Source organism: Massilia yuzhufengensis (assembly GCF_900112225.1).
Classification (GTDB): domain Bacteria; phylum Pseudomonadota; class Gammaproteobacteria; order Burkholderiales; family Burkholderiaceae_D; genus Telluria; species Telluria yuzhufengensis.
Window position 1 is genome coordinate 59,171 of the sequence record NZ_FOLD01000003.1, and the last position, 22,494, is coordinate 81,664.

The 22,494-nt window shown below is 66.1% G+C and carries 20 protein-coding genes; 11 read left to right on the forward strand and 9 right to left on the reverse strand.

Features of this window, described 5'->3' with window-relative positions:
- Positions 1-8 precede the first annotated feature (8 nt).
- From BM031_RS03820 to BM031_RS03830, 3 genes are all read left to right on the forward strand, one after another.
- Positions 9-1,412: a hypothetical protein gene (locus BM031_RS03820; protein WP_091871380.1), complete on the forward strand. Its 1,404-nt coding sequence runs from the start codon at positions 9-11 to the stop codon at positions 1,410-1,412.
- Position 1,413: 1 nt separating this feature from the next.
- Positions 1,414-2,133 carry a hypothetical protein gene (locus BM031_RS03825; RefSeq protein WP_143084507.1) on the forward strand — a complete coding sequence of 240 codons (720 nt, stop codon included), beginning with the start codon at positions 1,414-1,416 and terminating at the stop codon, positions 2,131-2,133.
- Positions 2,134-2,259: 126 nt separating this feature from the next.
- On the forward strand, positions 2,260-2,925 hold the full coding sequence (locus BM031_RS03830) for a DUF2076 family protein (protein ID WP_177207648.1): 666 nt from the start codon (positions 2,260-2,262) through the stop codon (positions 2,923-2,925).
- Positions 2,926-2,995: 70 nt separating this feature from the next.
- Here the strand turns inward: BM031_RS03830 and BM031_RS03835 are convergent, their stop codons facing one another.
- From BM031_RS03835 to BM031_RS03860, 6 genes are all read right to left on the reverse strand, one after another.
- Positions 2,996-3,757, reverse strand: coding sequence for a LytR/AlgR family response regulator transcription factor (locus tag BM031_RS03835; protein ID WP_091871388.1), 762 nt, complete (start codon positions 3,755-3,757; stop codon positions 2,996-2,998).
- A complete protein-coding gene (locus BM031_RS03840; protein ID WP_091871390.1) occupies positions 3,757-4,647 on the reverse strand; it encodes a sensor histidine kinase in 891 nt (296 codons plus the stop codon). The genes BM031_RS03835 and BM031_RS03840 overlap by 1 nt, the downstream gene beginning before the upstream one ends.
- Before the next feature lie 3 nt (positions 4,648-4,650).
- A complete protein-coding gene (locus BM031_RS03845; protein WP_229408515.1) occupies positions 4,651-4,902 on the reverse strand; it encodes a hypothetical protein in 252 nt (83 codons plus the stop codon).
- A gap of 153 nt (positions 4,903-5,055) precedes the next feature.
- Complete coding sequence (locus tag BM031_RS03850) at positions 5,056-5,613, reverse strand: GNAT family N-acetyltransferase (RefSeq protein ID WP_091871393.1); 558 nt, start codon at positions 5,611-5,613, stop codon at positions 5,056-5,058.
- A gap of 34 nt (positions 5,614-5,647) precedes the next feature.
- The gene (locus tag BM031_RS03855; RefSeq protein WP_091871395.1) at positions 5,648-6,277 is read right to left on the reverse strand and encodes a TetR/AcrR family transcriptional regulator; all 630 of its coding nucleotides are present in this window, start codon (positions 6,275-6,277) and stop codon (positions 5,648-5,650) included.
- Between the two features lie 9 nt (positions 6,278-6,286).
- Complete coding sequence (locus tag BM031_RS03860; RefSeq protein WP_091871398.1) at positions 6,287-7,753, reverse strand: aminotransferase-like domain-containing protein; 1,467 nt, start codon at positions 7,751-7,753, stop codon at positions 6,287-6,289.
- 166 nt (positions 7,754-7,919) lie between these two features.
- Here BM031_RS03860 and aptA point away from each other — a divergent pair, with 166 nt between their 5' ends.
- The 8 genes from aptA (at position 7,920) to BM031_RS03900 (ending at position 18,183) form a co-directional block, all read left to right on the forward strand.
- Positions 7,920-9,236 (forward strand): omega-aminotransferase AptA, encoded by a 1,317-nt coding sequence (aptA, locus tag BM031_RS03865; RefSeq protein ID WP_091871401.1) that lies wholly within the window; start codon positions 7,920-7,922, stop codon positions 9,234-9,236.
- Between the two features lie 4 nt (positions 9,237-9,240).
- Positions 9,241-10,734, forward strand: coding sequence for a CoA-acylating methylmalonate-semialdehyde dehydrogenase (locus tag BM031_RS03870; RefSeq protein WP_091871403.1), 1,494 nt, complete (start codon positions 9,241-9,243; stop codon positions 10,732-10,734).
- A gap of 38 nt (positions 10,735-10,772) precedes the next feature.
- Positions 10,773-12,149, forward strand: coding sequence for an NAD(P)-dependent oxidoreductase (locus BM031_RS03875; protein ID WP_091871797.1), 1,377 nt, complete (start codon positions 10,773-10,775; stop codon positions 12,147-12,149).
- A complete protein-coding gene (gene preA, locus BM031_RS03880; RefSeq protein ID WP_091871406.1) occupies positions 12,137-13,417 on the forward strand; it encodes an NAD-dependent dihydropyrimidine dehydrogenase subunit PreA in 1,281 nt (426 codons plus the stop codon). The genes BM031_RS03875 and preA overlap by 13 nt, the downstream gene beginning before the upstream one ends.
- 90 nt (positions 13,418-13,507) lie before the next feature.
- On the forward strand, positions 13,508-14,983 hold the full coding sequence (locus BM031_RS03885; protein WP_091871799.1) for an NCS1 family nucleobase:cation symporter-1: 1,476 nt from the start codon (positions 13,508-13,510) through the stop codon (positions 14,981-14,983).
- Positions 14,984-15,002: 19 nt separating this feature from the next.
- Positions 15,003-16,394, forward strand: a complete 1,392-nt coding sequence (gene hydA, locus BM031_RS03890) for a dihydropyrimidinase (protein WP_091871409.1) — start codon at positions 15,003-15,005, stop codon at positions 16,392-16,394.
- An 11-nt stretch (positions 16,395-16,405) separates the two neighbouring features.
- A complete protein-coding gene (locus tag BM031_RS03895) occupies positions 16,406-17,641 on the forward strand; it encodes a Zn-dependent hydrolase (protein WP_091871411.1) in 1,236 nt (411 codons plus the stop codon).
- Between the two features lie 74 nt (positions 17,642-17,715).
- The gene (locus BM031_RS03900; protein WP_091871414.1) at positions 17,716-18,183 is read left to right on the forward strand and encodes an MgtC/SapB family protein; all 468 of its coding nucleotides are present in this window, start codon (positions 17,716-17,718) and stop codon (positions 18,181-18,183) included.
- A gap of 104 nt (positions 18,184-18,287) precedes the next feature.
- Here BM031_RS03900 and BM031_RS03905 read toward each other — a convergent pair whose 3' ends face one another.
- The 3 genes from BM031_RS03905 to BM031_RS03915 all read right to left on the reverse strand — a co-directional run bounded on the left by BM031_RS03905 (position 18,288) and on the right by BM031_RS03915 (position 22,492).
- Entirely contained in the window at positions 18,288-19,706 is a 1,419-nt protein-coding gene (locus BM031_RS03905) for a hypothetical protein (RefSeq protein WP_091871417.1), read from the reverse strand.
- The gene (locus BM031_RS03910; RefSeq protein ID WP_091871803.1) at positions 19,703-21,457 is read right to left on the reverse strand and encodes an allantoate amidohydrolase; all 1,755 of its coding nucleotides are present in this window, start codon (positions 21,455-21,457) and stop codon (positions 19,703-19,705) included. Before BM031_RS03910 ends, BM031_RS03905 begins: the two co-directional genes overlap by 4 nt.
- A gap of 96 nt (positions 21,458-21,553) precedes the next feature.
- Positions 21,554-22,492 carry a LysR substrate-binding domain-containing protein gene (locus tag BM031_RS03915; protein ID WP_091871419.1) on the reverse strand — a complete coding sequence of 313 codons (939 nt, stop codon included), beginning with the start codon at positions 22,490-22,492 and terminating at the stop codon, positions 21,554-21,556.
- Positions 22,493-22,494: the final 2 nt, after the last annotated feature.

Here is a 22,494-nt window from a genome sequence, read left to right on the forward strand (position 1 = left end):
GATTTGAAATGAGCGCAAAGAAAGTAAATCACACGTCGAACGCGGCGGCGCAGGAGGTGTGCATCGACTTGCCAGGGGAGAGCGTTCAGTGCTGGCGGTCGAGTGACAAGGTAAAGGTCATTTTGCGCAAGCATCGCGATGTGATCTTCGACATCAATCTCAAGAAGGGGGCGCTGTACACCGTCGTATCGAAGTCGCAGTTCTACAGCCCACGGGAGAAAAAATTACTGAGGCAGGTCGAATTCTCCGATGGAGAAAAGTTCCATATCTGGGTTGGCCGGGAGTTCAAGGGCTCACTCGTCCTTTCGGTTAGCGGAACTGTCTTAGGCCAATACAATGTCGTCGAGCTGGACCCGACCAATTATGGGACCGACCCAAAGGAGAAGCCGGAGCCGCTGTTGGTAACGCTGGCCACGCGCGAACAGGCTTCTGCCTCATCGACGACCGCTGGCCCGCTGAACGTTGTCCAGAACCAGCTCGACATCTTTGCGCTACTCAATCCAAAGCTACCGCTTTTGGCGAACATGAGCAGCACCAGGTTTGACTATTCGTATCCTTCCGACCCACCGGATGTTAGGGAGTACGTCGCAGTCGCCGATGTGCACCCCGCCGAGATTCGCGCGGACGTCTTGCGGCAATTGGAAACCGGACCGGTAAGCGGAAAGCCCAGCGAACTGCTGTCAGGAGCGGCGCAAACAAAAGGAAACTCTCATCTCTATAAAGCACTGGGCGCTGTTGCCTCCACCATCTCGGGTAACGATTTTGTGACGAGTACTGTGTTTAAGGAGAGTGCCGGGTACTTGCAGGAGCATATCCGATCGATGGACAAGATCTTGATGATGGTTCGCATCGAAAAAAAAGCGAAAGGTCAGTATAGGGCGATATTTAAGGGAAAGCCTGTATCGAAAGTAGTCGCCGCCGCTCTGGCTGGAAAAACGGCAAAAACGGTTCATCAGAATGTCGTTCTTGGATCAAAAGCAAGCAGCTTCATCGATGGTGGATTCGCCAAAAGCGGCAAAGCAGGATACGGCGCGCGCAGAATCATGCTCACTGCCACTGAAAACTTCAAGGGTGGAGTGAAGATCCAAATTATTGGGACCGTGATTGATCTATTTGTGGACGTGCATACCGTGTATTTCGACGAGAAGGGAAGCAAGGATCTCTCCGAACTTTTGGGCCGCGCTGGTGTGTCGATCGCAAAAGCAGGTCTCACTGCCGTGATGGGCAGCGTGTTCGCGGCCAGTGGTATTGCGATGGTGACGGCCGGCGCGACTATCGCAGGGCTGACGGCTGCGCCCGTCATTGCCGTCGTTGCGGTAGTAGTTGGCGGCTACATACTTGCTGGGATAATCGTTGATAAACTGGATGACGGGTTCAAAATCAAACATTCAATAGCAGAGGCGTCGCGATAATATGGCGAACAGTTCCATTGCACATTTATCATTATCAGCATTCATGCTTACTGGCGGCGTTGCAGGGGGATGGGCGCTTACTGACAAACTCGCAGGGGACGAGGCTGCGGTCTCATTTCTAAGAGTTGGCACGATGATGCTCATCGCTTTATTGACGTCACAGCTGATACTAGCAAGGATGGGGCAAAAGAGGGTCGCGCACCTGATACTGTATAACATCGCTTTTATTTTTGCGATCGTCGGATTCCTTTTATGTCTGATACTGCCGCTGTTGTGGGTGCCGTCAATTGGGCTCGAAGTAAAGCTGTTGTTAAGCCTGATGTCGCTGGTGCTCTGGTACTCAAACGTATCCAAGGGAATCGAGATAATGGAATTGAAGTGGGATGAAACGGCGAAAAAGTCATTGTTCCGCTTTTACAGTAAACATGAAGGTGCAATTAACTGGACTGGACTGTTAAAATCGCTGAAGCTGTCCGTAGTAGTTTACATTCCAGGCGTTCCGAAAAGCTTTGACGCTGCGATTTCCATTCTTGTTGTCGCGTTCATGTTGGCCGGACTCTCATTGCGCAATACATTTCCCATTTTTAGTGTGTTTGCCTGGGGAATTCCGATGATCGTCGCCATCTCGACGATCATGCAGATGATAGGTTTCGGAGTTGCGCAATTCATGAAATTGACCGCACTAGAAAAACAAGACGGGGTAATTATCCGCCCAGCTTAACGAGAGTTTGCTATTTGCATTAATTCCCGGTCAGCCGCCAGACGGCTCGGTACTATGTCTTCTCTTGAAATCCCCGCCAACCACACAACATGCACATGTGACCACGTTTCGATGAGGAGCACCCCCATGAACCCATCCGACTCACACATGCTGCACGATTTCCTCGGCCAGCTGGTCCAGGCCCGCGGCATCCAGAAAGACCCCGAGGCCGACGCCCTGATCCAGCGCGCCGTCGCCCAGCAGCCCGACGCCGCCTACCTGCTGGTGCAGCGCGTCCTGCTGATGGAGCAAGCGCTCAGTAGCGCCAAGTCCCGGATCGCCGCGCTGGAAAGCCAGCTGCAGAACCAGGGCCGGGAGAGCGGCGGCTTCCTCGACCCGCATAGCTGGGGCAGCCGCGGCCAAGCGAGCCATCCACAACCCCACCACATGTCCTACCAACACGCCATCCCCGGCTCGATGAGCCGCGGCCTGCCGGGATTCCTGCGCGGCGGCGGTGGCGGTAGCGGTGGGATGTTGGGATCGATCGCCGCAACGGCCGCTGGCGTGGCGGCGGGCAGCTTCCTGTTCCACGGCCTGGACAACCTGTTCCATGACCATGACGGCGGGGCCAGCCACCTGCTGGGCGGGGGGAGTGAATTTGCAGGCGGCGACCTGTCCGGCAGTTCACTGGCCGAACAGGCGGGCCTGGGCGATATCGGTACCGGCAATAGCATGCTAGCCGATGAAAGCGGCCTTGATGGCAATGGCGGCTTTTTCGATGGCGACGGTTCGGACGATGGGCTGTTCGGTTAGAACGTAGCGGCGATGCCGCCGCGAGCTGGACGCGCGGTCGGCGCAGCCGCCTTTCGTGGCCCGGACCACCCTACATCTGCTGGAACAGGTGGCCGTGATTGCGGCTCACTTCCAGTTCGCCTGGGAAGTCCCGCAGGCGCACCATCTGCCGTCCGCGCAGGTCGCGGAACACTTCGGCGATCGCATCCACCCGCACCAGCGTCGAGCGGTGGATGCGCCAGAACTCGTCCGGGTCCAGCTCGTCCGCCAGCTCCTTGAGGGTCTTGCGGATCAGCAGCTGGGCGGTGGCGGTTTGGACGCAGGTGTACTTGTCGTCGGCCTGGAAGAACAGGATCTCGCGGGTGCTGATCATGCGCAGGCTACCGCCCACCTGCGCCTGGATCCAGCGCAGGTAGTTCGGCTTGGCCGCGCCGCCCTGCTTGAGCAGGGTGCCCAGTTCGGCCAGCTGCGCGCCAATGTCCTGCGGCGCGCGGTGCAGGCGCGCCTTCAGGCGCTCGCAAGTGGTCGCGAGGCGCTCCGGCGTCACCGGCTTGAGCAGGTAGTCGATCGCGCCCTGTTCGAAAGCATCCAGCGCGTACTGGTCGTAGGCGGTGGCGAACACGATGTGGCAGCGGTTGTAGAGCTGGCGGGCGGCGTCGATGCCGCCCATGCCGGGCATGCGGATGTCGAGGAAGGCGATGTCCGGCTTGTGCTGCGCCGCCAGTTCCAGCGCCTCGACACCATTGGCCGCTTCCGCCACGATGCGCAGCTCGGGCCAGGCCTGCGCCAGGCGGGTGCGCAGCTGCTCGCGCAGCGGCGCTTCATCGTCGGCGATCAGCGCCGTGACTGTCATCAGTCGAACTCCGTCATGCGATAGGGCAGGCGGATCGAGGCGCAGGCGCCGCCGCCGGGTGGCATTTCGATCACCAGTTCCGCATCCTTCCCGTACAGCAGGGCGAGGCGCTCGCGGATGTTGGCCAGGCCCACGCCCTCGTCGGCGTGCAGGTTGATGCCGACCCCGTCGTCGCACACGTCCACGTGCAGCGTGGCGCCTTCGACGTGGGCCTTCACGGTGACGGTGCCGCCGGCCACCTTGGGTTCCAGGCCGTGCTTGATCGAATTTTCGATCAGGGTCTGCAGCATCATGGGCGGGAAGGGCGAGCTGCCGAGGAAATCGGGCACCTCGAAGCGCACCGCCAGGCGTTCCTTCATGCGCGCCTGCATGATGGCCAGGTAGGCCCGCGACAGTTCCACCTGCTTGCCGAGAGTGCCGCCGCCACCGGCGCGCATCTGCGGCAGCGAAGAGCGCAGGTACTCGATCAGGTGGGCGTGCACGCGCGCCGCTTCCTTCGGGTCGGTCTCGATCAGCTGGCCGATCAGGGCCAGGGTATTGAACAGGAAGTGCGGTTCGACCTGGGCCTGCAGGGTGGCCATCTGCGCTTCCATCAGGCGCCGTTCGAGCGTGGCGACGTTGGCCTTGTCCGAGGCGTCCTTGGCCTTGAGTTCGGCGCGGCGCTTGCCGCCGGCCAGCACTTTCACGCCGAACGAGAGCAGGATGAACCACACGGCCGGTTCGGTCAGCTGGAACGAGATGCCGAAGATGAAGACCAGGAACCAGGTCACGTACAGCTTGCGCCACTCGACCAGGGCCAGCCAGTCGAAGAAGCCCCACCAGATGGCGCTGGCTTCGGCGACGGCTTCACGCACGAAGTCGAGTGCGCGGTTGATCGGGGCGGCGGTCATGGCTTACTCCACGATCTGCGCTGGGCGGCGGCCGAACAGCGCCGTGGCCAGGACCTTGAGCAGCAGGAAGCCGACAAACAGCGTGAGCACCAGCGGCACCAGGGTGATCAGGCAGGCCAGGACGATCGACACTGCCAGCAGGGCCGGCCACGACAGGGCGGCCAGGCTGCGGGCGCCGCTGCGGACGGCGCGGTTGCATTTGCGGCCCATGTCCTGCATGTCGGCGACGAAGGAATCGAAACGGTAGGTTTTCATGGTGCGTCCTTTTGTTGAGTTGATGAGGCCACTCTAGGGCGCACGCATGAAATGCGCCATGGCCATCCGACAAACGGTTGAAATTCCGGTCCTGGCGGTAGCGTGGGCGGATAAACGGGGAGGCCCGGCTGTCACTTTCGGAAGAGCCCCCGCCTAGGCGCGCGCGTCCCAGTAGCTGCGCAGCAGACCGTAGTTGACGGTGTCGGCCATCTCGCCGTGCACGATCCAGCGCTCCGGCATATAGCCTTCCTTGCGAAAGCCCATCCGTTCCAGCACCGCGGCCGAGGCCGCGTTGCGCGGGTCGATGTCGGCTTCGACGCGGTTCAGGCGCAGCTCGTGGAAACCGTAGTCGAGCGCAGCCTCCAGGGCTTCGGTGGCGTAGCCCTTGCCCCAGTAAGCACTGGCGAGCGCATAGCCGATCTCGCAGCGGCGGTTCTGGGGGAAGAAGTGGTGCAGGTTCACGGTGCCGGCCAGCACCCCGGTGTCGGCCAGTTCGATCCCGAAGCGCACTTCGCTGCCGTCGCGGTAGGCGTCCAGCGCCTGCCGGATCGCGGTTTCCGCGAACGACACCGAGGTCCAGGGCTCGGCGCTCCAGTAGCGCACCACCAGCGGATCGGCGAACACGGCGAACAGGTCGGCGGCGTCGGGCATCGTCAGCGGACGCAGGGTAAGCCGGTCGGTGGTCAGGATGGGGGTGGGGTAGCTCGACATGGCGGGAATGATAACATTGCTGTTTACCCAGGCGTCAACCGGCGGCCACCGCCCGCACCACCATGTCGCCGATCAGCCGCTCGGCGTCCTCGAAGTCGCCGCCGGTCAGTTCGGGCCGGTCCAGCACCAGCGCCATCTGGGCCGAGAAATCGGCATACGACTGCGTCATCGCCCACAGCGCGAACAGCAGGTGGGTGGCGTCGACGCGGGCGATGCGGCCGTCGGCCATCCAGCGCTCGAATACCTCGATGTCGCGGCGCAGCAGCGGCACCACGCGCTCGCGGATCTGGTCGCCATAGAACTTGGCGCCGCCGATGACTTCCATCGCATACACGCGCGAGGCCCACGGCTGCTCGCGCGAGAAGCGCAGCTTGGCCGCGACGTAGGCGCGCAGCACGTCGGCCGGCTCGCCGCCGGCGTTGGCCAGGTGGGCCATGCGCTCGAGCCAGTCGTCCAGCACGGCGTCGAGCACGCGCTTGTACAGGCTTGGCTTGGTCGGGAAGTAGTAGAGCAGGTTTTGCTTCGAGATGCCGGCCTGCTGCGCCACGGTAGCGATGCTGGTGCCTTCGTAGCCGCATTCGGCGAACAGGCGGGTGGCGGCGCCGACGATGGCGCCTTCCAGCTTGTCGCGCCGCCGGGCGCTGTCGGTGATATGGATGTCCATGGGTGGGCCTCAGCGCTGCGCGCGCAGGAAGTCGAGCAGTTGCGGGTTGGCCGCATAGGCGGCGTTGAAGCGGAACCAGGTGCTGCCTGGCTCGCGCTGGGTAAAGAATTCGCCGGGGGCCAGCAGGATGCCGGCCTTGAGGGCGGCGTCGGCGATAGCGCGGCCGGAGCGGCCGGGCGCCGGCGCCCCGGGCCAGCCGGCGCTGACGAACATGCCGCCGCGCGGCCGCGCCAGCGGCGCCATGCCGATGCTGCCCAGGGCCTCGATGGTGCGCTCGCGCGCGTCGGCCAGCTGCTCGGCCAGGCGCTCGACCATGCGGCGGTAGCCGCGCGCGCTGGTGGCGTGGAACACCGCGCGCTCGTTGATCTCGGACGTGGTCAGGCCGGCCACCATCTTCACCCGCAGCAGCTCCGGCACCAGCGAGGGCGAAGCGCACAGCGAGCCGACCCGCAGTACTGGCGAGAGCGTCTTGGAAAAGCTGCCGACCCGGATCACGCGGCGCAGCCCGTCCATGGCGGCCAGCGAGGCATCGCCGGGTGCGGCCAGTTCGCGGTAGATGTCGTCTTCCACCAGCCAGAAATCGTACTGCTCGGCCAGCGCCAGCAGGCGGTGCGCCTGGGCCTGCGACAGCGAGGTGCCGAGGGGATTCTGCAGCACCGTGTTGACGAACATGAGCTTGGGCTGGCGCCCGGCGGCCTGGCGCGCCAGTTCTTCCATGTCCAGGCCGTTCTCGCCGCGCGGGATGCCGACCGGGATGCAGCCGTGGTGGCGCACCAGCGACAGCAGGTTGCTGTAGCCCGGATCTTCCACCAGCACCACGTCGCCGGGGCGGGTGAGCGTGCGCAGCACGAGATCAAACGCGTGGGTGGCGCCATGGGTCAGCAGCACCTGGTCGGGTTCGACCGCGAACAGCTCACCCGACAGGCTCGCGGCCAGGTGCTGGCGCAGCGAGGGAAAGCCAAGCGGATGGCCGTAGCCGCGCAGGCGGCTGGCCGGGATCTTCATCGCATGGCGCACGGCGTCGAGGATGGTGTTTTCCCCATACCACTCGGGCGGCAGCCAGCCGGCGCCCACCGGCAGGGCCTCGCCCTGGCCCGAATACAGGTCGGGCGCGAGGGCGTCGATTTCGGATTGCAGGCTGGGTGGGGCGGCGGGAGCGATGTGGGCCTGCGGCAGGCTGCGGGCCACGAAAAACCCCGAGCCGCGGCGCGAGGACAGCAGCCCCAACTGGTGCAGGCGTTCGTAGGCTTCGACCACGGTGAAGGTGCTGACGGCGTTGCACTTTGCGAATTGTCTAACCGAGGGCATTTTTGTACCGCTACCCAACTGACGCTCGTTTACCATCGACGAGATAGCCCCGACGATCTGGTCGACCAGACTGCCGCGCCTGGCCCGGTCAATGGCCAGCACGGGCCAGGCACTACCCGGTGCCGGATTTTCGCAAGGAACATCCCCTGTCAAAACCGCCTCATCCATTGCCGTCGCTCCACTTCCCGGAGTTTGAACTGTACAGGTTAAGCTCCCTGTACGGTTGGTCGCTTCTGCCCTTGGTGTATCTGTGCCGGTGTTGCCTTGCTGACTATTATTAATCAATATTTTGCCAACTGGTAAAAATTTTTCGCCGCATGGCGGGGAGAGACGCATGAACGAAAACAGGCCCGGTTCGATGTCCGCATTCTGGATGCCGTTCACAAATAACCGCGACTTCAAGGCCAATCCGCGCCTGCTGGTGTCGGCCGAGGGGATGTATTACAAGGATGTGGACGGCAACAGCGTGCTCGACGGCACCGCCGGCCTCTGGTGCGTGCCCTGCGGCCACGCCCAGCCGCGCATCACAGCGGCCGTCAGCGAAATGGTGGGCCAGCTCGACTTCGCCCCCACTTTCCAGATGGGCCACCCGGCCGCGTTCGACCTGGCCGAGCAGCTGATGGACTACACCGGCCACAAGTTCGGCCACGTGTTCTATACCAATTCCGGTTCCGAAGCGGTGGACACGGCGCTGAAGATGGCGCTGGCCTACCACAGGGCGCGCGGCGAGGGCGGGCGCACCCGCCTGATCGGGCGCGAGCGCGGCTACCACGGCGTGGGCTTCGGCGGCCTGTCGGTAGGCGGCATCGGCAACAACCGCAAGAGCTTCGGCCCGCTGCTGCCGGGCGTGGACCACCTGCCGCACACCCACAACCTGGCAAAGAACGCCTACTCGCGCGGCGAACCGGATCATGGTGTGGAGCTGGCCGACGAACTCGAACGCCTGGTGACCCTGCACGACGCCTCCACCATCGCCGCCGTCATCGTCGAGCCGGTGGCCGGCTCCACCGGCGTGCTGGTGCCGCCCAAGGGCTACCTCAAGCGACTGCGCGAACTGTGCGACAAGCACGGCATCCTGCTCATCTTCGACGAAGTCATCACCGGCTTCGGGCGCCTGGCCACGCCGTTTGCCAGCGATTACTTCGGCGTCGAGCCGGACATGATGACCACCGCGAAAGGCCTGACCAATGGCGTGGTGCCGATGGGCGCCGTGTTCTCCAAGGCCCACATCCACGACGCCTTCATGGATGCGCCGGCCGGTATCGAACTGTTCCACGGCTACACCTATTCGGGCCACCCGCTGGCCTGCGCCGCCGCCATCGCCACGCTCGAGGTCTTCCGCGAGCAGGGCGTGCTGGAAAACGCCAAGGAGATGCAGGCCTACTTCGAAGATGCGCTGCATTCGCTGCGCGGCCTGCCGCACGTGATCGACCTGCGCTCGATCGGCCTGGTGGCCGGCATCGAACTGGCGCCCATCGCCGGCAAGCCGGGGGCGCGCGCCTTCCAGGCCTTCAAGCAGGCCTTCGCCGACGGCATCCTGATTCGCGTCACCGGCGACATCATCGCACTGTCGCCGCCGCTGGTCCTGAACAAGCAGCACATCGACGAACTGTTCGGCAAGCTGGCCAACGTATTGAAAAACCTGGACTGAACCAATGACCATCATTTCGCACTTCATCGACGGCCAGCAGGTGCACGCAGAGGGCACGCGCCAGGCCGACGTCTTCAACCCCGCACGGGGCGAGCCCTGCGCCAAAGTGGCGCTGGCCGAACCGCGCGAGGTCGATGCCGCAGTCGCCGCCGCGCTGGCCGCTTTCCCGGCCTGGGCCGCCACCCCGCCGCTGGCGCGCGCCCGCGTGCTGTTCAAGTACCTGCAGCTGTGCCAGCAGCACACCGGCGAATTCGCCGCGCTGGTCACCCGCGAGCATGGCAAGACCCTGGCCGACGCGCAAGGAGAAGTCGCGCGCGGCATCGAGATCGTGGAATTCGCCGTCGGCATCCCGCACATGCTCAAGGGCGAGTTCACCGACCAGATCGCGCGCGGCATCGACGCCTGGTCGATGCGCCAGCCGCTCGGCGTGGTGGCCGGCATCACCCCCTTCAACTTCCCGGTCATGGTGCCGATGTGGATGTTCCCGGTCGCGATCGCGTGTGGGAACACCTTCGTGCTGAAACCCTCCGAGCGCGACCCGTCGGCCTCGCTCCTGCATGCGCGCCTCTTGAAAGAAGCCGGCCTGCCGGACGGCGTGTTCAACGTGGTGCAAGGCGACAAGGTGGCGGTCGATGCGCTGCTCGACCATCCGGACGTCCAGGCCCTCAGTTTCGTGGGCTCGACCCCGATCGCCGAATACATCTACGCCCGTGGCTCCGCCACCGGAAAACGCGTGCAGGCGCTGGGCGGCGCCAAGAACCACATGGTGGTGATGCCGGACGCCGACATGGACATGGCGGTCGACGCCCTTATCGGCGCCGCTTATGGCTCGGCCGGCGAGCGCTGCATGGCGATCTCGGTGGCGGTCGCCATCGGCGACGCCGGGGACCGCATGGTGGCGGCGCTGGCCGAACGTACCGCCAGGCTGAAAATCGACGACGGCACCGTGGATGGCGCCGAAATGGGCCCGGTGATCACGGGCGCGGCCAAGGAGCGCATCGAACGCCTGATTGGCCAGGGCGTGGAGCAGGGCGCCACGCTGGTGGTGGACGGCCGCGGCCACCAGGTGGAAGGCTGCCCGAACGGCTTTTTTGTCGGCGGTACCCTGTTCGACCACGTCACGCCCAACATGAGCATCTACCAGGAGGAGATCTTCGGCCCGGTGCTGTGCGTGGTGCGCCTGCCGGACGTGGGTAGCGCGGTGGAACTCATCAACGCCAACGAATACGGCAATGGCGTGGCCATCTTCACCCGCGATGGCGGCGTGGCGCGCGAGTTCGTGCGCCAGATCGAAGTGGGCATGGTGGGCGTCAACGTGCCGCTGCCGGTGCCGATGGCCTTCAACAGCTTCGGCGGCTGGAAGCGCAGCCTGTTCGGCGACCACCACGCGTATGGCCCGGAAGGGGTGCGCTTCTACACCCGCCACAAGGCGGTGATGGAGCGCTGGCCGAATACCGCCAGCAGCGGTCCGGAGTTCGCGTTCCCGCAGATGAAGTAGTACGCGGTGTAGTCGACGGATAATAAAAAGGGATGCCCATGATCGAATCACTCCAGCACCTGCCCCCCGCGGCAGGCTCCAGCAGCGAGCTCGCCCTGCAGTTCACCGACCTGGCGCCGGCCCTCACCGCGCGCCAGGCCGCGGTCGAGGCGGCGCGCTGCCTCTACTGCTACGACGCGCCCTGCATGAATGCCTGCCCCACCGGCATCGACGTTGCAGGCTTCATCCGCAACATCCACACCGACAACATCAATGGCGCCGCCCACGGCATCCTGAAGGCCAACATCTTTGGCGGCAGCTGCGCCCGGGTGTGCCCCACCGAGATCCTGTGCGAGGATGCCTGCGTGCGTAACCACCCGGCCGAACGCGAGCCGGTGCGCATTGGCCTGTTGCAGCGCTACGCGATCGACAACGCGCGCTTCGCAGGCCATCCGTTCGAGCGAGCCCCCGCCACCGGCAAGGTGATCGCGGTGGTCGGCGCCGGCCCGGCCGGCCTGTCCTGCGCCCACCGCCTGGCCATGCTGGGCAACGACGTGGTGGTCTACGAGGCGCGCCCGAAAGCCGGCGGCCTGAATGAATACGGCATCGCCAAGTACAAGCTGCCGGGCGACTTCGCCCAGCAGGAAGTGGACTTCCTGCTGTCGATCGGCGGCATCCATATCGAGTACGAGCGCAAGCTGGGCGAGAACCTGAGCCTGGCCGAACTGCACACCCGCTACGACGCGGTGTTCCTGGGGGTCGGCCTGGGCGCCAGCCGTTCGCTCGGGCTCACCGGCGAGGATGCGCCTGGCCTGATGGCGGCGGTGGACTACATCGCCGCGCTGCGCCAGGCCAGCGACCTGGCCAGCCTGCCGGTGCCGCGCCGCGCCATCGTCATCGGCGCCGGCAATACCGCCATCGACATGGCGGTGCAGATCAAGCGCCTCGGCGCCGAGGACGTCACCCTGGTCTACCGCCGCGGCCTGGAAGCGATGAGCGCGACCGGCCACGAGATCGAAATCGCCAAGGCCAACCAGGTGCGCATCCGCACCTGGGCCGCGCCGCTGGAAGTACTGCTGGACGATGCGGGGCGGGTCGCCGGCATGCGTTTCGAACAGACCCGCATGGAAGAAGGGCGCCTGCTGCGCACGGGCGGCTGCATCGAGATCGCAGCGGACGCCGTGTTCAAGGCCATCGGCCAGGGCATGTCCGAAGACGGGTTTGCCGAACCGCTGGCGCGCGAACTGGCGCGCGATGGTGAGCGCATCTGGATCGACGGGCGCTTCCGCACCGCGCTGCCCGGCATCTATGCCGGTGGCGACTGCGTCGCGCCGGGGCAGGACCTGACGGTACAGGCGGTCCAGCACGGCAAGCTGGCTGCGATGGCCATCCACGAAGACATCCAAGCCACTACGGAGGCAGCATGGCCGACCTGAGCATCGATTTCTGCGGCATCAAGTCGCCCAACCCCTTCTGGCTCGCTTCCGCGCCGCCGACCGACAAGGCCTACAACGTGGTGCGCGCCTTCGAGGCGGGGTGGGGCGGCGTGGTCTGGAAGACACTGGGCGAAGACCCGCCGGCGGTCAATGTGTCGTCGCGCTACTCGGCCCACTACGGCAAGGACCGCGAAGTCCTCGGCTTCAACAACATCGAGCTGATCACCGACCGCAGCCTGGACATCAACCTGCGCGAGATCACGCAAGTGAAGAAGGACTGGCCGGACCGCGCCATGATCGTCTCGCTCATGCTGCCCTGCGAGGAAGCGCCGTGGGCGGCGATCCTGCCGCTGGTGGAAGCCACCGGCGCCGACGGCATCGAACTGAACTTCGGCTGCCCGCACGGCATGCCCGAGCGCGGCATGGGTGCGGCGGTGGGGCAGGTGCCGGACTACGTGCAGATGGTCACCGCCTGGTGCAAGAAGCACACGCGGCTGCCGGTGATCGTCAAGCTCACGCCCAACATCACCGATGTACGGGCGCCGGCGCGGGCCGCGCTGGCCGGCGGGGCCGATGCGGTCTCCTTGATCAACACCATCAACTCGATCACCCACATCGACCTGGAGCGCATGGTGGCCTTCCCGGCGGTGGGCAATGCCAGCACCCACGGCGGCTATTGCGGCTCGGCGGTCAAGCCGATCGCCCTGAACATGGTGGCCGAGATCGCACGCGACCCGGCGACGCGCGGCCTGCCGATCTCCGGCATCGGCGGCATCGGCAATTGGCGCGATGCGGCCGAATTCATCGCGCTGGGCGCCGGCAGCGTGCAGGTGTGCACGGCGGCGATGCTGCACGGTTTCCGCATCGTCGAAGAGATGAAGGACGGCTTGTCGCGCTGGATGGATTCCCAGGGCTACGCCAACATCGCCGCGTTCTCGCGCAAGGCGGTGCCGAACACCACGGACTGGAAGTACCTGGACATGAATTACCAGGTCATCGCCCAGATCGACCAGGACAAGTGCATCAAGTGCGGCAAATGCTACGTGGCCTGCGAAGACACCTCGCACCAGTCGATTGCGCGCATGGTGGACGAGGCGGGCGCGCGCCGCTACGAGGTGATCAAGTCCGAATGCGTGGGCTGCAACCTGTGCGAGATCACCTGCCCGGTGGAGGCCTGCATCACCATGGTGCCGCAGGAAAGCGGCAAGCCCTACATGAACTGGACCCAGGATCCGCGCAACCCGAGGGCCGAGCCAGTGGTGGCGTAATCATGGGCCCCCACGGGGCACATTTGTACCGACGATTGCGCTACACTCGCTTGCACCACCCGCCCTTGACCAGGAGAGTCCCACGTGACCATGCAACAGAACGCAAGCGCCGAACTCTGGAACCCCGACCTGGCCCCGACCACCGCCGCGCAGCGCACCTGGCGCTGGTACCACTTCGCGGCGCTGTGGGTCGGAATGGTGATGTGCATCCCGGCGTACACGCTGTCCGCCAGCCTGATCGAATCGGGCATGTCGGGCTGGCAGGCCGTGTGGACGGTGTTCCTGGCCAACGCCATCGTGCTGGTGCCCATGCTCCTGATCGGCCACGCCGGCACCAAGTACGGCATCCCGTATGCGGTGCTGGCGCGCACCTCGTTCGGCACCAGCGGCGCCAAGCTGCCGGCGCTGATGCGGGCGATTGTCGCCTGCGGCTGGTACGGCATCCAGACCTGGTTCGGCGGCAGCATGATCTACACCTTGCTGGGCGTGATGAACGGCGCCCCGATCGGCGGCGACCCCATCGCCGGCCTGGGCATCAACATTGCGCAGCTGCTGTGCTTCCTGGGCTTCTGGGCGATCCAGCTCTACTTCATCGTGCACGGCATCGAATCGATCCGCAAGCTCGAAACCTATACCGCGCCCCTGAAAATCGCGATCTGCTTCGTGCTGCTGTGGTGGGTGTACGAGCGCGCCGGCGGCTTCGGCCCGCTGCTCGACCGTCCATCCGCGTTCGTGGCGGGCGGCCCGAAGGAAGGCCAGTTCTGGCAGGTGTTCTGGCCCTCGCTCACCGCCATGATCGGCTTCTGGGCCACGCTGGCGCTGAACATCCCGGACTTCACCCGCTTCGCGAAAACCCAGCGCGACCAGGTCATCGGCCAGAGCGTCGGCCTGCCGGTGCCGATGGGGTTATTGGCGGCGCTGGCCGTGATCGTCACCTCGGCCACCGTGGTCTTGTACGGCAAGGCGCTGTGGGATCCGGTCGACCTGGCCAGCCGCATGGAGGGCATCGCCGTGCTGGTGGCCCTGATCGTGCTGCTGGTCGATACCGTCAGCGTCAACCTGGCGGCCAACCTGGTCGGCCCCGCCTACGATTTCTCGGCGCTGGCGCCGCGCGCCATCAGCTACCGCAGCGGCGGCTACATCACGGCCGGCCTGGCGCTGGTGATGATGCCATGGAAGATCCTCGAATCGACCCAGAACTACATCTTCACCTGGCTGGTCGGCTACTCGGCCCTGCTCGGGCCCATCGCTGGCATCCTGATCGTCGACTACTACCTGGTGCGCAAGACCGAGCTCGATGTGGCCCAGATGTACCGCGACGACGGCATCTATTCGTACAAGAACGGCTGGAACATGGCGGCCGTCGTGGCTTTTGTCGCGGGCGTGGCGCCGAATATCCCGGGCTTCCTGAACGCCGCCTTCCCGGCGTCCTTCCCGGACGTGGGCGACACCTTCAAAACCATCTACACCTATGCGTGGTTCGTCGGCGTGGCCATCGCGGCCGTCGTCTACGGCGCCATGATGAAAGGCCACCGCGTCCCGGCATTGGCGGCGCGGCATTCCTGATAACGAGGGAGAAGTACAAATGACTACGCTGATACGTGGCGGTACCGTCGTGAACGCCGATCGCGCCTTCCGCGCGGACGTGCTGTGCGAGGGCGACAAAGTGGTGGCGGTGGGGGAGAACCTCGACGCCCCGCCTGGGGCCACCATCATCGATGCCGGCGGCCAGTACGTGATGCCGGGCGGGATCGACACCCATACCCACATGCAGCTGCCCTTCATGGGCACCGTCACCGCCGACGATTTCTTCACCGGCACCGCGGCCGGGCTGGCGGGCGGCACCACCACCATCATGGACTTCGTGATCCCCGACCCGAAGCAGTCCTTGCTCGAGGCCTACCGCAGCTGGCGCGGCTGGGCCGAAAAATCGGCCGGCGACTACACCTTCCACGTGGCCGTCACCTGGTGGGACCAGTCGGTGCATGAAGAGATGGGTGTGCTGGTGCGCGACCATGGCGTGAACAGCTTCAAGCACTTCATGGCCTATAAAAACGCCATCATGGCCGACGACGAGACCCTGGTGAAGAGCTTCCGGCGCGCGCTGGAACTGGGCGCCATCCCCACCGTGCACGCCGAGAACGGCGAACTGGTCTACCAGCTGCAGCAGGAACTGCTGGCCAAGGGCATCCGCGGCGCCGAAGCGCACCCGCTGTCGCGCCCACCGGAAGTGGAAGCCGAAGCGGCCAACCGCGCCATCGCCATCGCCAATGTGCTGGGCACCCCGGTTTACATCGTGCACGTGTCCTGCGCCGAGTCGCTGGACGCGATTGCGCGCGCCCGCGCCAAGGGCCAGCGCGTGTACGGCGAAGCGCTGGCCGGCCACCTGGTCATCGACGACAGCGTGTACCGCAACCCCGACCCGGCTTTCGCGCGCGCGCACGTCATGAGCCCGCCGTTTCGCAGCCCCCACCACCAGCAGGCGCTATGGCAGGGCCTGCAGGGCGGGAACCTGCACACGACCGCGACCGACCACTGCACCTTCTGCGCCGAACAGAAAGCGGCCGGCAAGGACGACTTCACGCGCATCCCGAACGGCTGCGGCGGCGTGGAAGAGCGCATGGCCGTGGTGTGGGATGCGGGCGTGAACACCGGCCTGCTCACGCCGTCGGAATTCGTGCGCGTCACCTCGACCAATGCGGCCCAGATCTTCAACATCTACCCGCGCAAGGGCGTGGTGGCGGTGGGGGCGGACGCCGACATCGTGGTGTGGGACCCGAGCGGCACCCGCACCATCTCGGCCGCCACGCAGCATTCGAAGGGCGGCTTCAATGTATTCGAAGGCCGCACCGTGCGCGGCATCCCGACCCATACCGTCGCCGCCGGCAAAGTCGTCTACGAGCGCGGCGAGCTGCGCGCCGAACCCGGGGCAGGGCGCCACATCGACCGCCCGGCCTTTACCCCCACCGCCGCCTGAAGGGAAGCGCAATGAACGAACGTATCAATGGCGAGCGCCTGTGGAAGTCGCTGATGGACCTGGCCGCGATCGGCGCCACCGAGAAGGGCGGCGTCAAGCGCCTGGCGCTGACGGACCTGGATCGGCAGGGACGCGACCTGGTGGTCAAGTGGGCGCGCGAGGCTGGGCTTTCCATCACTGTCGACCAGATCGGCAACGTCTTCATGCGGCGCGAAGGACGCAACCCGGCCTTGCCACCCATCGTCACCGGCAGCCACGTGGACACCCAGCCCACCGGCGGCAAGTTCGACGGCAACTATGGCGTGCTTGCAGGGCTGGAAGTGGTGCGCACCCTGAACGACCAGGGCATCCAGACCGAAGCCCCGATCGAGGTCGCGTTCTGGACCAACGAGGAAGGCTCGCGCTTCGTGCCGGTCATGATGGGCTCCGGCGTGTTCTGCGGCGCCTTCAGCCTGGAGACGGCCTACGCCGCCGTCGATACCGAAGGCAGGAGCGTGCGCGAGGAATTGGCGCGCATCGGCTACCTGGGCGACCAGGTGCCGGGCCAGCACCCGATCGGCGCCTATTTCGAGACCCACATCGAACAGGGCCCGGTGCTGGAAGACGCCGACAAGGTGATCGGCGTGGTGCCGGCCGTGATGGGCCTGTCCTGGTACGACTGCACCGTGACCGGGATGGAAGCGCATGCCGGCCCGACCCCCATGGGCCTGCGCCGCGACGCGCTGCAGGTGGCCACCGCCATCATGCAGGAGGTGGTGAGCATCGCCAACCGCTACCCGCCCTACGGCCGTGGCACGGTCGGCATGGTGGAGGTGTTCCCGAACAGCCGCAACGTGATCCCGGGCCGGGTCAAGTTCAGCATCGACCTGCGCAATGTGAACGAGGCGCTGCTCAACACGATGCACGAGGAAATGCTGGCCTTCGTCGCCCGGACGCGCACCGAGAGCGGCCTGGGGATCGAGGTGGAGCGCGTTTCGTATTATCCGCCTTGCCCCTTCCACCCGGACTGCGTTGAGGCCGTGCGCGCCGCGACCGACAAGCTGGGCTACTCGACCATGGACGTGGTCTCCGGCGCCGGCCACGACGCGATCTACGCCGCGCGGGTGGCGCCCTCGGGCATGATCTTCGTGCCCTGCAAGGACGGCATCAGCCACAACGAAATCGAGGACGCCCAGCCGGCCCACCTCGAGGCCGGCTGCAACGTGCTGCTGCACGCGATGCTGGCGCGGGCCGGACGGGCGGACTGAAGCAAACCCAGCCGGACGCCGCCCACCTTGCATAAATGGCATGATCATGCCTTCAGAGATTGAAGGAGTGCGATGTGTGGTGGGAACGCAGCTGGGCAACCGTGGTACAGGAATTCTCGGACCTGGGCAGTCCCGAGGACATCACGCGCGTCTTCATCCGCCTGCTGGTGGCGGTCGTCCTGGGCGGGCTGCTCGGCTATGAGCGCGAGACGGTCGGTGCCTCCGCCGGCCTGCGCACCCACATGCTGGTGTCGCTGGGCGCGGCGCTGTTCGTCCTGATCCCGCTGCAGGCCGGGATGCAGATCGGCGACCTGTCGCGCATCGTGCAGGGCATCACCGCCGGCATCGGCTTCATCGGCGCCGGCGCCATCCTCAAGCACTCCAACAAGAACGACATCCGCGGCGTCACCACGGCGGCCAGCGTGTGGATGACGGCCGCCATCGGCATCGCCGCGGGCATGGGACGCGAAGCGACGGCCGTGCTCAGCACCGCGTTCGCGCTGGTGATCCTCGCGATCCTGCGCTGGAAGCCGAAGGGCTGAGGGCCTAGATCAGGGCCAGCTCGATGCCGCGCAGGACCGCCCGCACGCGGTCGCGCACGCCCAGCTTCGACAGGATGCGTCAAGGTCGGGGGAAATCCACGGCTCTAGCGGGGCAGGGCGTCGAGGATGCCTTGTGCGTAGGGCGCCGCCGTCGACGTGCCGGCCGCAATCGCCACCAGCCGCGCGCGCAGGTCATCTGGCGGGCGGCCGGCGGCGGCGATCAGCTGCGCGAGCCGGTCCGGCCGCCGCGGGCGAGGCGCGCCGAATTCTTCGACCAGCAGCGGCAGCAAGGGCTGCGCCAGGCGCGGCGCCATGGTGCGGCGATAGCGATCCGGCAGTTGGCCGAGCAGGTACGCGAGGGCATGGACGATGCGTTCACGCCGGGCGGCGTCGGAGATGGCGAATCCGGCTTGCAGCGCGGCGGCGATCTTGTCCACATCGGCTGGCGCCGGTTCGCGGGCACTACTGCGCCACAGGTAGGCCAGCGCCACCAGGTCGCAGGTCGGTCCCATTTCGATATAGGGAAATGAAAGGGAGCGTTCCCAGTGCTCGACGGGGATGCCGGCCAGGCTGATTTCCCCTGCACTGAACTCCCACCCGAGGGAAAGACGGCATGCCTCGCGCAGCACGGCCTCGGGCGAGCCAGCATGCATCGTCTGGACCAGCGCTTCCAGTTCGCCGCATTCGCCACCTGCGCCGCGGCTGAAGTCAAGAACCACTTCACGAGTCGCATGGCGCCGGTCGTCCAGTTCGGGGAAAGCGACGGAGGAACGCATCCGTACCCGATTCCACCGGTTCCCGCACGGCGCGATGACGGCGTCGCGCGGCCCATGCCTGGCGCGATCGGGCCAGGACATCCAGCCAAGCAGGGAAGGCCTGGATTGCGGGCCCCACTCGAGCGCCAGGGGATCCATGCGCTCGATCCTGGAGCCTTCCACGGCAAGTTCGTGCACCTCATACTCCAGTGCGTCCCGGTATGCCGTCAATCCCGCAGGGACCGCATGGGAAAACGCATGGAGCAACACCGGCGCAGGCTTGGTGCACGATCCCATCGACGTCGGCACCGTGACCACGCGATGGAGGGCACGTGGCGCCGGTTCGATGGCATACCTGCCCGCCGTATCGACCGCGCGGGCGTCGATCGTGACCGCCTGCGTGTCGGGGTGGCGCCAGGGCCGATGCGCGGGCAGGTAATGGAACTGGTAGCGGGCTCCCGGCCTGAACCCGTTCACTGGTTCGACGCGCACCCAGGGGCTGTTGCCGATGCGGCGCACGCGCAGCTTCAGTGCCTGGCTGTCACCGGCCACCTCGACGCGGAAGTCCGCGGCGCGCGGCATGCCGGACGGCGGCAGGAACACCAGGCCTTTGGCGTTGCGCGGCAATTGGCCGACATGGGCCCGCACGAATCCTGCCTCATCCACCCGCGCAGGCGGGCTGCACGCATTGCCGGGCGAGGCTGCCGCCAGCATCAGCGACGCGAGTACGATACGTGAAACCTGGCTGCGGACCGACATGTGGTTCACGCGCGGCTGCCAAGGTCTCGCAGGAAGCCGAGCAGCACCTCGCCCGCGACCTCGGCGTCGTCCGCCGTCATGGTCTCGAGCGGGTTGTGGCTGATGCCGCCGTTGCCGCAGCGCGTGAACAGCATCGCCACGTCGGTGATGGCCGCCATCTCCATGGCGTCGTGGCCGGCGCCCGACAGCACATCGAAGCGCGGCAGGCCGGCGTTGTCGATCGCCTGGCCCAGCCTGTCCATCAAGGCGGGCGCGCAGGGCGCGGCGTCGGCTTCCACCAGCTTCCATAGTTTTTCTTCAATGCCGCGCCGGGTGCAAATGGCGCTGATGCCGGCCAGGATGTCGTCCACCGCCGCCAGCCGCTCGGCATCGACGGCTGCGCGGATGTCGAGCGACAGCCGGCACAGGCCGGGAATCACGTTGACCGAGCCGGCGGGCACTTCGAGCTGGCCGACGGTGCCCACCAGCGAGCCGCGCCCGCTGCAGCGGCCTTCCACCAGCAGCACGATCTCGGCCGCGGCGGCCGCGGCGTCGCGCCGCATGCCCATCGGCGTGGTGCCGGCGTGGCTGGCCACGCCGGCCAGTTCCACCGCATAGCGCGAGCTGCCGGCGATCGCCGTCACCACGCCCACCGGCAGGCCGCGTTCGAGCAGCACCGGTCCCTGCTCGATGTGGACTTCGACGAAGCCCAGCAGCGATGCCGGGTCGCGCGCGATGGCGCCGATGGTGGAAGGGTCGTGTCCGGCCGCGGCGAGCGCGTCGCGGATCGTGACGCCCTCGCTGTCCTGCTGGTCCAGCAGCGCGGGCTTGAAGCGCCCGGTAATGGCGCTGCTGCCCAGGAACGTGCTGCGAAAGCGCACGCCTTCTTCTTCCGCAAAACCGATGACTTCCAGGTGGAAGGGCAGGCGTTCGCCGCGCGCGTCCAGGTGCGCCACCACGGCGATCGGCAGCAGGATGCCGAGCCTGCCGTCGTACTTGCCGCCGTTACGCACGGTGTCGTAGTGTGAACCGGTGATGAGGGTCTTCGCTTCCGGCTGCGCGGCCGCGTAGCGCCCCACCACGTTGCCGACCGCGTCGACGTGCACCGCCATGCCGGCCGCGCGCATCCAGTCCGCCAACTGCGCCGCGGTGCGCCGGTGCGCCGGCGTCATGTAGGCGCAGGTGAGGTCGGCGTCGCTGTCGCTGATCGCGCCCAGGGTCTCGGCCCAGTCCATCACCTGCGGGCCAAACAGGTGCCGCACCCCCAGCAGTTCATTGAGGCGGATCTCGGCGATGCGGTGCACCTGGCGCAGGCACTCGGCCATCTCGTCGCCGCGCAGGTTCTTCAGCCGGCGGGTGAAATTCGCGATGATGGCGGCGCGCGTGAGCCCGCGCCCGGTCGGGCCCTTGACCGCCAGGATGAAGGGGAAGCCGAACTTGTCCTTGTACCGGGCGTTGAGCGCATGCAGGGTCGCGTACTCTTCGGCGCTGCACAGGTTCAGGCCCGATGCGGCCTGCTCGCCGGTGCTTTCCGCCGTGAGTTCGCCCGCGATCGCCGCCTTGCCGGCCAGCTCGGGGTGGACCCGCAACAGCGCGAGCTGCTCGTCTTCCGAAGCCGCCATCACCACCGCCTGCAAGGCCTGCTTGAGCGCGGCGGGGCTGGCGAAGGGACGCGCCGCGGCGGCGCGTTCGGCGATCCAGGGCGAGTGCTCGTAGATGCCGCGCAGCGTGTCGACAAAGGCCTCGGGTGGGCAGGTATTCAGGTGCGGCAGGGTGGTCATGGTATGCATCGCCTCATTCAAGCGGTGGATGATAAATCCTGCAAGCCCTCCAGCATATACGTCCTGCCGCATAGCCGGTATTGCGCTGGTCCGGGCTTATTTGCCGCTGAGGGCGCGCGCGGCGGCGCTGACTTGGTCGCGCAGCCATTTGTGCTCGGACGACTGGTGCACGCGCTGGTGCCACAGCTGGTAGAAGCGCATCGGCGGGAACTTGATCGGCACCGTGAAGCTCTTGAGCGGCAGCGTGCGTTCATAGAAGCGGATGAACTGGCGGCCGGTGGTCAGCACCAGGTCGCTCTGGGTCAGCATGTAGGGAATCACGCCAAAGTAGGGCGACTCGACCGCCACCTTGCGCTGCATGCCCTGCTTGTCGAGGAAGGCGTCGATCACGCCGTGGTAGCCCGGCAGCATCTGCGACGGCGCCACGTGCGGCAAGGACAGGTAGTCCTCGACCGTCATCGCGTCCACCGCCGTGCGCTTGGCATACGGACTGTCGGCGCGCATGGTGCAGGTGATCGGGTCCTCGAACAGCTTGGACATGTGCAGGTGGGCCGGCGGCTCGTCCCAGTTGGCGATCACCAGGTCCATCTCGCCGTCCGACAGCATGCGCAGGTAGTCCATGCCGGGCCCCAGGCTGTGGAACACCAGCTTGCTGCCCGGCGAGCCGCGCCGCAGCGCCGCCACCACGCCCGGCAGGAACTGGGTGTCGAGGTAGTCGGGCGCCGCGATGTGGAAGGTGCGTGTCGCTTCCTCCGGCACGAAGGGCGACTTCTTGATGAACAGGCCCTCGGCCTCGTCGAGGATGCGCTTGGCCGGCTTGAGCAGGCTCTCGCCGTGCTGGGTCGGCACCATGCCGCGCGCCCCGCGCACCAGCAGCGGGTCGCCGGTGAGTTCGCGCAGCTTGCGCAGCGAGGCCGAGATCGAGGGCTGCGGCTGGTTCAGCTTGAGCGCCACGCGCGAGACGTTCTTCTCCAGCAGCAGCAAATAGAGGATGCGGATCAGGTGCAGGTCGAGGTGCTGGGGCAGGCTGGACATCG